Genomic DNA, 11,903 nt, shown 5'->3' on the forward strand with positions numbered 1-11,903 from the left:
ACATCTGCTGATTTAAAGGAGTGGCCTTTTGATTAAAGTACTCATTGTCGATGACCATGCACTGGTTCGGATGGGTATTCGGCGTTTACTGGATGATTTGCCTGATGTGGAAGTGGTGGCTGACGCTGAAAGCGGCGAGCAGGCCTTACAGATGGTGAAGCAGCACCAGCCGCATGTGGTATTGCTTGATATGAAAATGCCAGGCATTGATGGCTGGGAAGTCACACGGCGTCTTAAAAAATCGAGTCCCCAGGTGAAAGTGATAGCCGTAACCGCCGTGTGTGCAGAGCCGCTGCCAGCGCGCGTTTTACAACTGGGCGCCATGGGGTATCTGACCAAGGAGTGCGGTGCAGGTGAGATGGCGGCCGCCATTCGCCGGGTGTATCAGGGCGAAAAATACCTGAGCGCTGAAATTGCTCGAAAAATGGCAATCAGCAGCCTCGAGGAGCCGCGTGAATCACCGTTCAGTCAGCTCTCCGAGCGTGAAATGCAGGTCATGCTCATGATAACGAGCGGCATGATGGTGCAGGATATCGCCAACCGTTTGTTTCTAAGCACAAAAACCATTAATGGATACCGTTATCGCATTTTTGAAAAGCTTTGCGTGAAGAACGATGTGGAGCTGACGTTTCTCGCGATGCAGCACCGTGTGATTGAGCGCCCGGGCGAATCCGACAGTCCCTCCTGATGAACGAGGCCTTTTCTTCCCCGGAGCTTGCCGAACAGGTTGCTCACCTGACCAGCGCACCAGGCGTCTACCGTATGTTTGACGCCCGGGGAGTGGTGATTTATGTCGGCAAGGCGCGCAACCTCAAAAAACGCGTTTCCAGTTATTTTAACCGTGGTCCGCAAAGCCCTAAAACACGGGTGCTGGTGAGTCAGATAGCCGCTATCGCTGTCGATGTGACCCGCAGCGAAACGGAGGCACTCCTTCTGGAGAGTAACCTCATCAAGTCGCTGCGCCCTAAATACAATATTTTGTTGCGGGATGATAAATCCTATCCCTTTATCGCTGTCAGCATGACCCATGCGGCACCCGCCATGCGCGTCTGGCGCGGCAAGAAAAAACCGGCAAAAGGCGAGTTTTTTGGCCCGTTTCCCAATGCGCCGGCAGTCTATGAAACCCTGAACATGCTGCAGAAAATTTTTAAAATCCGCAACTGCAGCGACAACTTTTTCGCGGCCCGAAAGCGCCCCTGTCTGCAATACCAGATTAAACGCTGCAGCGCGCCCTGTACCGGGATGATATCGCCTGAAGACTACCGGCAGTCGGTCACGGATGCGCTGCGCTTTTTACAGGGAAAATGTCAGCAGGTACTCGAAGCCATCGAATCGCGCATGGAAGCGGCCGTGGCACGCCTCGCGTTTGAAGAAGCGGCCATACTGCGCGACCAGGCCCGCAGCCTGCGCCAGATTCAAGAGCAGCAGGGCATGCATCACCGTGACGGGGATGCCGACATTATTGCAGTCGAAGCGGTCCCGGGATTTGCCTGTATTCAGCTCTGCTCGGCGCGTGCAGGCCAGGTGCTTGGCGGTCAGCACTGGTTTCCAACCCTTCCCTCAGACCCGGAACAATCTTCTGAGGCGCTCTGGGAAGAGGTCTTTGAAGCGTTTGTGGCATTTTATTATCTCGATAATCCAGAGCGCATACCCGCTGTTATTATCACCAACCGCGCGTTTTCAGCGCGCGAAACGCTTGAAAACCTGCTGACGGAGAAGGCGGGAAAGAGGGTTAAAATTGTCACGAAAGTGCGCGGCGTGCGGGCACGCTGGCTGGATTTTGCCGTTAATAACCTGCAAACGGCCATTTCTGGCCACAAGGCTTCGCAAAGTCTGATGCAGGCGCGCTACCAGGCGCTTGCAGGCGTGCTCGATTTAGACCACCCGCCCATGCGCATGGAGTGTTTTGATATCAGCCATACCCAGGGGGAAGAGACGGTTGCCTCCTGTGTGGTGTTTGATGCGAACGGACCGCTTCCTGCAGAATACCGCCGCTTTGATATTAAAGATATCGTCGGCGGGGATGATTACGCGGCGATGGAGCAGGTGCTCACACGCCGCCTTCGTCGGCAAAAGGCGGACAATGCCCTGCCGGACATGATGATTGTCGATGGCGGCAAGGGGCAATATGCGGTGGCGCAGCGCGTTTTTGAAGCACTTCAGATTAAAGGGGTTGTATTACTCGGCATTGCCAAGGGGCCTGACCGGCGTGCGGGCTTTGAGCGCCTTATCCTTGGGGATGCGGGGCATGAAATTACGCTGCCGGCCGAAAGCCCCGCGCTGCACCTTTTGCAGCATATTCGTGATGAGGCGCACCGCTTTGCCATTACGGCGCACCGCAAAAAACGCGCGCGCCAGAGCCTGCATTCGCGGCTTGAGGACATCGAAGGGATAGGCAGCGCCAGACGCCAGTCGCTGTTGCGCCGTTTTGGCGGCATGCGCGGACTGCTTGGGGCTTCGGTTGAAGAAATCGCAAGAGTAAAGGGTATTGGCCCTTTACTGGCGGGAAAAATATGGGAGTTTCTGCATCCTGACAGAGAATCTCCTCAAGTTTTGTCGGATTAAACCGATTAGGAGTATATGCAGAGTCGCGTGATTGAGCACGCTTCTTGCTTTATGCTAAACAGGCTACAGGAGGAAGCAAGCATGAAGAAAATTCCCTTGGTGATAATGACCCTGCTGTTGACCTGTTCGGCCTATGCCGCCAGTTACTTCGGTACAGCATTGTGTGCCTACCCGCAATATGAATGTCTGCGTGTAGCGCCAGGTCAAAGCTGGGACAGGCTCTTTCCCGATGAAGAACAGCGCGATGTCGTGCAGCGCCTTAATCGCAGTTATAACCCGCTGTGGCCGGGTAAAGTTATCGCGGTTCCGCGCAACCTTGATGGCATGACCATTTTTGACATTTCCCCCTTTCCGCTGAAAGTTAAAAGCCGAGGCGAGAAACAAATCATTGTGGACCAGGAGAAACTCGCGTGGGGCGCTTATGATTCGAAGGGTAATCTGGTTAAATGGGGGCCGATTTCTTCTGGCCGCGACAAGTGCTCTGACAGCAGCCGCTCCTGCCGTACCATGACCGGAATTTTTCGGGTCTTCAGTAAAGAAAATGAGAAATGCCGCTCAAACGTATACCCTGCCGGCCGAGGTGGTGCGCAAATGCCGTATTGCATGTTCTTCCATAAAGGCTACGCGCTGCACGGGTCTTCCGACATTCCGGGATATCGCGCGAGCCACGGTTGCGTGCGCATGTTTGTACAGGATGCGCTCTGGCTGAATCATGAATTTGTACAGACCTCAACTGACCAGAACAATCATAAGGGCACGCTGGTTGTGGTGCGTCCAGTTATCAGTGTGGAGAAACGCTAATGAAATCCGCATGCATAAAATACGTGGCATCCATCGTACTTTCAGGACTGGTTGCCGGTGGGGCAATGGCTGGCGCTGAACCCAAATCAAAGTCTGCCCGGGAAGAAATGCGCTCACCGCTTGGGTGTCGCGATGTTGGGTATCGGTTTGAACTGATGGTGCTCAAACTTTTTCCCGAAGCAAGTGGTGCGACCCAGTCCATGTATTTCATCTACAACAAACGCCCGCAGGCCGTCACCCTGTATCAAATGCGTAATGAAGAAAGCTCCCGCAGCCTGTTTATGAACCACACGGTGAATGCCGGACAGTGGGCGGTACTTGCTACCGGAGAGCCAGAGATGCGTTTTGCCTGCACCGTTGCGCAGGGTAAATCGCGTTATGGAAAAATTGTAGACTGCGGAGAAAGCCTTAAGGTGTGCGAATTCAATAATGTGAAATTTGGCTTGAACAATCGTGGAAATTACTGGATTGTAAACAGTAATACCCGCAGTGGTGCGCTGCGCGAGGTGGTGCATTATGGCATCATCCCGGCGAGCTGAGAGCGGTTATAAAACGATAAACGGTTAGTCAGAGAATATAGATAAGAGGGGATTGCCATGAAATTGCTTATGCCCTGTGTGTGCCTTGTGGCCGCAAGCCAGTGTGTGTATGCAGAGTCCGGAATGGATGCCTGGCGTCAGGGCAACTATATTGAGGCGGCACGCGCGCTTGCGCGTCAGCAGACGGGTTCCCCTTTGGCGGATTATTATCAGGGACAGATGTTTCTCTATGGGTATGGTCAGCTGAAAAATAACACGCAGGCCATGCAGTATTTTACAGAGGCTGCCCAGAAAGGGTATCTGCCAGCGATTGAACTTCTGGCTCGCACCAGCCTCACGCTTGATAAAAACCCGGAAAAAGCGTTTCAGTGGTTTAAAAAAGCCGCTGAAACAGGCGTTGTCAGCGCGCAGATGTATTGTGCCGCAGCACTGCTTTTTGGGTATGGCACCCGAAAAAACGAAGATGCCGCCAGGCGTTATTATATTGATGCAGCGCGTGCCGGCAATCCGCTCGCGCAATACACACTTGCCGACCATTTCCTCGACAGCCGTGCACCCTCCAATCGCAAGCTGGGGCTAATATGGCTTGAAAAGTCGCTGAAGAGCAACTTCTCCAAATCCCAGTATCTCTACGGGACACTGCTTGAAGAGGGCAAGCTGGTTGCAAAAGACGCTGAAATGGCTAAAACGTATTATACGCAATCAGCCGAACAGGGTTACCTGCCGGCTTTTATCCGCCTCGGTCGACTTGCAGAGGCCGCGGGACAGTGGGATGAGGCTAAATCGTTCTATGAAAAAGCTTCGGCAAATGGCAACGCTCGCGCACAGCTCGCCATGGCAGATTTTTGGATGAATCCTAAAAACCCATCGACCAATGCGGAAAATGGCTTTTTATGGACCCTTAAAGCGGCTGAAAACGGTTTTCCGGCAGCAGAGCGTGCACTTGCCGCACTGTATAAGAACGGTACCGGGGTCGCTAAAAACGACAATCTTGCCGCGCAGTGGGAAGCGAAAGCTAAAAAAGGGGGAGGCGCACGAATTGACGCGGCAGTGCGTGCTGCCCGCTGGCTTAGTAACGGCAGCTCAGACGTGTTTACAGCCTACCAGCCGGGTGGAATATATACCGCATGGAACAACCGGGGCGCTTTGAAACAAAATATTTATAACCCGGCGCCAGAGCGGACTCGCCCGACACGTGAAATGCTCTTTCAGCCGAAATTTACTCTGGTGGAACCCAATGACGTGGCCATTGGTGATTACTTTGACCTGATTGCCCCCATGTTAAGTGCGCGTCAGGGCAAGGAATGGGCTTTCCCGGCCTATCCCATAGACACGGAAGTGGAGTCCGCGCAGCGTAATTTTTCCTACGTGCTGCAGCATGAAAACGAAGACGTCGCTGCTGAATCGGGTGGAGCACCAGACCGTTTTGCGCATCGGTCGAATGTGCTTGAGGAAATGAATGCGAAAATTGGCGCCATGAAACCCTCCGAGCCGCGAAAAGCGGCCTGGCAGAAGGTGCTTAACCGTCTCTATAATCGCGCCATTCTCGGCGAGTCAGGCGCTCAGTTTCAGCTTGGACAGCTTTATCATTACGGGATAGGTGTTGCCAAAAACCGCCAGCAGGCAATTATTTACTATCAGCTGGCTGCCTCGCAGCAGGAACTGCGCGCGGAATATAATCTTGGGCTTTTGTACCTTCTTGACCCTCAGAGTAAGGCTGATTACCAGACGGGCATGGACTGGCTTATGGATGCGGCGTTTAAAGGCAATGATCACGCCCAGTATGTGCTTGCGCACATTGCAGAAAAAGGCTTTACCACTGCCAGTGGTGAAAAGGTCATTCCTGAAGACCCGGAGCGCGCGATAGCGATGTATCACCTCGCTGCTGCCAATCACTATGGTCCTGCGGAATACCGTCTGGCACAGGAGTTAATTCAAGACCCCAACAGCTCGCTCGATGCCAGGGCGCGTGATGCCCGTACCGAAAAAGTTCGCGCGCTCTATGCAAGCGCTGCCTCCCAGGGCATTGCCGAGGCGATTCTGCCGCTTGCTTTTTATGACGCGCTTTCTAGTAATCCTGAGCGCCAGAAGAACGCTTTTACCACGGCACAGACTCAGGCTCGTACGGGTGACAGTGAGGCGGCGCTGCTGCTTGGCATGATGTATGACCGCGGAATTGCTACAGAAGCCAATCCCGCCGAAGCGCTCTACTGGTATCAGCAGGCCGGCACTAATCCGGTGAGCCAGTTTATTCTTGGCTCGCGCTACAGCGAGGGACGGGGCGTTGGGCGCGATCTCGCTCAGGGAGAAGCCATGCTGCAGGCCTCCTCCAACAGCGGTTTCCCGTGGGCGGCACTCAATCTCGCCATTCTGCGCCAGCAGGCGGGACAGCCGTTTTTGCCTGAGCTGCAGAAAGCGCATGCACTGGGCAACACCCGTGCAGGACTGTTGCTTGCGGACTATTATCTCGCTGAAGCTCAAAGCCCAGAGCATTTGCAACAGGCCATTGAGATTTATCGCCATCTTGCGGAAAAAGGGGATGGTAATGCACAGATGAAACTTGGCTTTTTGATGGAGTCTGGACTTGCCGGCGCACCTGACCGCGTTGAGGCTGAAAAGTGGTACGCGGCCGCTGCCAGCCAGGGCCTGCCCATGGCGCAATACCTCTATGGCCAGTTCTGGCAGATGGGAGGGGTTGAAGATAAGCCGAATCTCCCTGAAGCGCGCCACTGGTATGCGCTTGCCGGTAAAACGCTCCCCATGGCCAATGTGGCACTTGGTTTCGTGCTGGATGCAATGGAAGCTGATTATCAGGCTGCAGAAAAAGCCTACCAGCAGGCGGCAGATGCCAATGACGCACTGGCGCACTTTGACCTTGGTGTGATGTTTGAGGAAGGCAAGGGGCGGCCTGTTGATTATAAGCAGGCACAGGCGCATTACGAGGCTGCCGCTGCTGCCAGTAACAGCAGCGCCATGGTACGCCTCGGTGGTATGGCATTTCGCGGTGAGGGTGTGGCACGCGATGAGGAAGCAGCGCTGCACTGGTACCGCGAAGCGGCAAAACTGGGCGATGCCGATGCGCTTTATACTCTGGGGCTCTTTTCTGAGACCGGCATAGGACTCAGGCTCGACTATAAAGGGGCGTTGAGTTACTACGAACAGTCCGCTTCGCGGGGTAACCAGAAAGCCATGCTCGCATTGGCCCGCATGTACCAGTATGGGCTTGGGGTTGAGAAAAACATGGACAGTGCCCTGCGGTATTACCGTGAGCTTGCGGCGTTTAATAATGCGCATGCTCAGTTTGAGCTGGCAAGGCTTTCTTTTGAGGGCGTTTCCACAGGCCTCCTTCCTGCTGAAGCGCGGCGTTACCTTGAGACAGCGCAAAAGCACGGCAGCAAGGCCGCAGCACTTTATCAGCGACGCATGGATGCAAAGGTGCAAAAGCAGCTCAGCGTGATTGAGCCCATTCGCATGCCGGTATCAAAGCGTTTTGACAATGAGTCGGCAGAGCGCATGTACTTTGAAGCACTGAACACATGGAACCGCGGTAATGAAAATCTGTCCCGCGCGATGCTCGACACGATTATGGTGCGCCATCCGCAGTATGCGCCGGCGAAGCGTGCCTATGAGCAGCTGAAGCAGAAAAATGCGACCGCACGTGTGGCTCAGGCAGATAAAGCATAAGGGCTTAAGCCCTTATCGTCAGAAGTGATAAAGTGACGTTTTCACGGTAATTCGCTGAAAGCGTCACCAAAATAGCGCATCACCCATGCTTCTCCAAGTTTTGCAAAACAGTCGCTGAGATAGTCTTCCAGCATCTCAGGAGCAGGCTCAAATGGAGCTGCTGGTGATTCTACGTCATGGTGAAAATACGTGCCGAAATGGGCTTCGCAAAATGCGCAGTAGGCGCGCGTATGCAGGATGAAACTGTGCCACATGGCATCGAGTATCAGAAGCGGGCCAAACATCCATGTGGCGCGCCCGCGCGCTTTGCGCTCAAGGGTCAGCCACATCCAGGACAGCAAATCCTTAAACACCTGAACCGCTTCAGAGGTATTATATTCCGGGTGCTGCCGACAAAAATGCGCCACCACCTCATCGTTACAGAGGCTTTGCAGTGTTGTCAGAGGGGGGATTCTCACCGAAAACGGCAGCAGCTGGCCTTCCATGCCGGGTTTTTTGTTACAAAACGGATGATGCAGCAGATTTTTTCATCTACCGACATGTTAAGGCGTGTTTTCATTAATTCTTATCCCGAAAAATAATGCGACCTTTAGTCAGGTCATAGGGGGTCAGCTCGACTTTAACCTTATCGCCGGTCAGAATGCGAATGTAATTTTTGCGCATTCTTCCTGAAATATGAGCCATAACAATGTGGCCATTTTCCAGTTCTACCCGAAACATGGTATTGGGCAGAGTGTCAATCACTGTGCCGAGCATTTCAATATGATCTTCTTTTGCCATGGGACTCCCAAATCAGCGCGTACTTAAACCGCAGAGTTTGCACCAAAACGCGCTGATTGGCAATTACCCCATTTTTTTTGAGCAAATTTAGGGCGCGTTCAACCCTCTTTCGATGGCGCTATTTTCCTTCCATGTCGAGATACTTCTCCGCGTCCAGCGCGCTCATGCAGCCAAAGCCCGCTGAGGTAATCGCCTGACGGTAAACATGATCCGCAACGTCTCCACAGGCAAAAACACCCGGGATACTGGTTGCAGTCGCCATGCCCTCAAGACCTGAACGTATAATCAGATAGCCATTGTTCATGGCCAGCTGGCCTTCAAAAAGACTGGTATTGGGCGTGTGACCAATCGCGATGAATACGCCATCAAGCGCAAGTTCCTGACGTGAATCATCAACGGTGTTGCGAAGCTTCACACCCGTGACCGTGCGGCCATTGCCGAGCACTTCCTCGAGCGTGTGATTCCAGAGCAGGGTAACATTGCCGTTTCGGGCCTTCTCAAAGAGGTGGTCCTGCAAAATTTTCTCTGAACGCAGGGTGTCGCGTCGGTGAATGAGCGTGACATGTGCCGCAATATTCGAGAGGTAGAGCGCTTCTTCTACAGCGGTATTGCCGCCACCTACAACGCAGACGTTTTTATTACGGTAGAAAAACCCATCGCAGGTCGCGCAGGCAGAAACACCGCGTCCCTGATACGCGGTTTCTGATTCAAGGCCGAGATAGCGTGCACTGGCGCCGGTTGCGATGATAAGCGCGTCACAGGTATAGCGACCGCTGTCACCTTCGAGGACAAAAGGGCGCTCCTGCAGGCTGGCGCGCTCAATGTGGTCAAAAATAATTTCGGTTTGAAAACGTTCGGCATGTGCGCGCATGCGCTCCATCAGTGCAGGTCCCTGAAGCCCCTCGACATCCCCCGGCCAGTTGTCGACATCGGTTGTCGTGGTTAACTGCCCGCCAGGCTGCATGCCGGTAATGAGGAGCGGCTTAAGATTGGCGCGGGCGGCATAAACGGCCGCGGTGTATCCTGCGGGTCCTGAGCCAAGGATAATCAGGCGTTCGTGGCGTGTGTTTTGCATTTTTCTGTCTTCCCGGGGATTTGTGTTACTATCTGCCGTAGTATGACAAAAGACAGTACTCATGGCAAAAACGAAAACTTCACGATTATCCGGTGACGCCCGTGCGCCACTCTCCGAGGCCACTATTCGCCGCATTCGCGAGGGCGGATTTGTTCTGGTTCTTGCCTGCGCCGTTTTTCTGTGCCTGGCGCTCGGAACCTGGCATCTGACAGACCCGGGCCTGTTGCGCACAGGCGGGCATGTAGCCAATGCCGGCGGGCTGGTCGGAGCATGGCTTTCTGATGCGCTCTATTATGTGTTTGGCCTTTCCGCCTGGCTGGTGCCCGCTTACGCCGTCTGGGTTGCGTGGCTGTTGCTGCGCGAGAAGGGAGCTGCCTCCACCGACGGCAAAACCCTGCTGATTTTTCGCACCAGCGGCATGCTGCTGCTCCTTTGCGGCGGTTGCGGGCTTCTCAATCTTGAAGTAATGGCATCAACGCCTGTGCATCCGTTTGGAGCCGGCGGGCTGCTGGGCCAAGCCGTGTCGCAGACGCTTTTTAAACCGTTCAATCCCGAAGGCACTGTGCTGGTTCTGCTGGCATTTGTGTTTCTTGGCATCACCTGGGTTACGGGGCTTGCCTGGGCAGAGGTTGCGGAGAATGTGGGTGCCATGACGCTGCGCACAGTTCTTTTTCTCCGTCGACGCCTGCGTGCGCTCGGTTCCATGACAGGTTCCTTGACAGAGCGTCTGCACGCCCGGCGCAGTGAGTCGCGCGCACTGGTGCGTGAGAAGACGCCTCCGCTGGTGCGCGCAGAGTCTGTGCGAGAAAAGCCGGTATCTCCGCCGCTGCTGCCCTCAGTCGAACCAGCTGCCCCGGCACCGGTGCAGTCGGCACCTGTTATTGCGCCCGTTGCGCCAGTCGCACCAGTCATCCCTCCAGTGCGCACGCCTGCGCGCCCGGAAAAGCGCGCGATGACGCCTGTCAGCGGCGGATTGCCACCGCTCTCGCTCCTTGATAAAGGCGAGCCTGGTAAACCGCTTGGCGGTTATACCCACGATGCACTGGAAACGCTTTCTCGCGATGTTGAGCAGCATCTTCTTGATTTTGGCATTGATGTGACAGTGGTTGCCGTGCACCCGGGGCCAGTTATTACGCGTTTCGAACTACAGCTTGCCGCTGGAGTTAAAGTCAGCAAACTGACGGCACTGGCAAAAGATCTTGCCCGTTCGCTTTCAGTTATCAGCGTGCGCGTGGTGGAAGTGATTCCAGGGAAGACGGTTGTCGGCATTGAGTTGCCTAATCCTCAGCGCCAGGTGGTGCGTCTGACCAGTGTGCTCTCCGCTGACGTCTACCAGCAGGCGCACTCTCCGCTCACACTCGCGCTTGGGGTTGATATTGCCGGACATCCCATGGTGGTTGATCTTGCAAAAATGCCACATTTGCTGGTAGCCGGTACCACAGGTTCCGGAAAGTCTGTAGGCATTAATGCCATGATTTTGAGCCTGCTTTTTAAGGCCACACCGGAAGAAGTGCGCCTGATTCTTGTTGACCCGAAAATGCTTGAGCTGTCTGTGTATGACGGCATTCCGCACCTTTTGACACCGGTCGTGACCGACATGAAGGAAGCGGCGAGCGCGCTGCGCTGGTGCGTCAACGAAATGGAGCGGCGCTATCGGCTCATGGCCTCTCTTGGGGTACGTAATATTGCGGGCTATAATACCCGGGTGAGCGAAGCAGCGGCAGCAGGTGCACCACTGAAAGACCCGCTCTGGAAACCCACTGATTCCATGGATTCCGAGGCCCCTGTTCTGAAGAGCCTGCCGTATGTGGTGGTTGTGATTGACGAGCTTGCCGACATGATGATGGTAGTGGGCAAGAAGGTAGAGCAGTTGATTGCGCGTATCGCGCAGAAAGCGCGTGCCGCGGGTATCCACCTGATTCTTGCCACGCAGCGTCCATCCGTGGATGTATTGACCGGGCTTATCAAATCAAACATTCCAACCCGAATATCGTTTCAGGTGTCTTCAAAAATTGACTCACGCACCATCCTCGATCAACAGGGAGCGGAGCAGCTGCTGGGACATGGCGACATGCTCTATCTGGCCCCTGGTACCGGTGCGCCGCTGCGGGTTCACGGAGCCTTTGTTGATGACCGCGAAGTGCACCGTATAGCAGAAGACTGGCGTGCCCGGGGCGAGCCGGAATACATGGAAGACATTCTCAGTACGCCCGGAGACGGAGAGGGCGGTTTTGGTGAAGAATCTGAAGGTGGCGGGGAAACCGATGCGCTTTACGACCAGGCGGTTGAGTTTGTACTGCAAACTCGAAAAGCCAGTATTTCCGCTGTTCAGCGTCGTTTTAAGATTGGCTATAACCGCGCAGCGCGCCTTGTTGAAGACATGGAACGAGCCGGGGTCGTAGGGCCACTGGATGGCGGATTCCGTGATGTGCTGGTTCCTGCAGGAGAAGAACGTTGAC

At 54.6% G+C, this 11,903-nt stretch carries 9 protein-coding genes; 6 read left to right on the top strand and 3 right to left on the bottom strand.

Annotated elements, in window-relative coordinates; all coding sequences use genetic code 11:
• Positions 1 to 28 precede the first annotated feature (28 nt).
• From letA to E4T54_RS09920, 5 genes are all read left to right on the top strand, one after another.
• Positions 29 to 688: a two-component system response regulator LetA gene (gene letA / locus E4T54_RS09900; protein WP_028386582.1), complete on the top strand. Its 660-nt coding sequence runs from the start codon at positions 29 to 31 to the stop codon at positions 686 to 688.
• Positions 688 to 2,565 carry an excinuclease ABC subunit UvrC gene (uvrC, locus tag E4T54_RS09905; RefSeq protein WP_028386581.1) on the top strand — a complete coding sequence of 626 codons (1,878 nt, stop codon included), beginning with the start codon at positions 688 to 690 and terminating at the stop codon, positions 2,563 to 2,565. The genes letA and uvrC overlap by 1 nt, the downstream gene beginning before the upstream one ends.
• A gap of 81 nt (positions 2,566 to 2,646) precedes the next feature.
• Complete coding sequence (locus E4T54_RS09910; protein ID WP_028386580.1) at positions 2,647 to 3,366, top strand: L,D-transpeptidase; 720 nt, start codon at positions 2,647 to 2,649, stop codon at positions 3,364 to 3,366.
• On the top strand, positions 3,366 to 3,905 hold the full coding sequence (locus tag E4T54_RS09915) for a hypothetical protein (protein WP_028386579.1): 540 nt from the start codon (positions 3,366 to 3,368) through the stop codon (positions 3,903 to 3,905). Before E4T54_RS09910 ends, E4T54_RS09915 begins: the two co-directional genes overlap by 1 nt.
• Positions 3,906 to 3,962: 57 nt before the next feature.
• The gene (locus E4T54_RS09920) at positions 3,963 to 7,589 is read left to right on the top strand and encodes a tetratricopeptide repeat protein (protein WP_028386578.1); all 3,627 of its coding nucleotides are present in this window, start codon (positions 3,963 to 3,965) and stop codon (positions 7,587 to 7,589) included.
• A gap of 41 nt (positions 7,590 to 7,630) precedes the next feature.
• On the opposite strand, the gene E4T54_RS09925 is transcribed toward E4T54_RS09920, so the two are convergent.
• The 3 genes from E4T54_RS09925 to trxB all read right to left on the bottom strand — a co-directional run bounded on the left by E4T54_RS09925 (position 7,631) and on the right by trxB (position 9,444).
• On the bottom strand, positions 7,631 to 8,074 hold the full coding sequence (locus tag E4T54_RS09925; protein ID WP_238582812.1) for a glycine-rich domain-containing protein: 444 nt from the start codon (positions 8,072 to 8,074) through the stop codon (positions 7,631 to 7,633).
• 73 nt (positions 8,075 to 8,147) lie between these two features.
• Positions 8,148 to 8,369 carry a translation initiation factor IF-1 gene (gene infA, locus E4T54_RS09930; protein WP_028386576.1) on the bottom strand — a complete coding sequence of 74 codons (222 nt, stop codon included), beginning with the start codon at positions 8,367 to 8,369 and terminating at the stop codon, positions 8,148 to 8,150.
• Between the two features lie 118 nt (positions 8,370 to 8,487).
• Positions 8,488 to 9,444 carry a thioredoxin-disulfide reductase gene (trxB, locus tag E4T54_RS09935; RefSeq protein WP_028386575.1) on the bottom strand — a complete coding sequence of 319 codons (957 nt, stop codon included), beginning with the start codon at positions 9,442 to 9,444 and terminating at the stop codon, positions 8,488 to 8,490.
• A 61-nt stretch (positions 9,445 to 9,505) separates the two neighbouring features.
• On the opposite strand from trxB, the gene E4T54_RS12140 reads away from it, so the two are divergent.
• A complete protein-coding gene (locus tag E4T54_RS12140; RefSeq protein ID WP_028386574.1) occupies positions 9,506 to 11,902 on the top strand; it encodes a DNA translocase FtsK in 2,397 nt (798 codons plus the stop codon).
• Position 11,903 lies beyond the last annotated feature (1 nt).

Source organism: Legionella geestiana, from assembly GCF_004571195.1.
Taxonomy (GTDB): domain Bacteria; phylum Pseudomonadota; class Gammaproteobacteria; order Legionellales; family Legionellaceae; genus Legionella_B; species Legionella_B geestiana.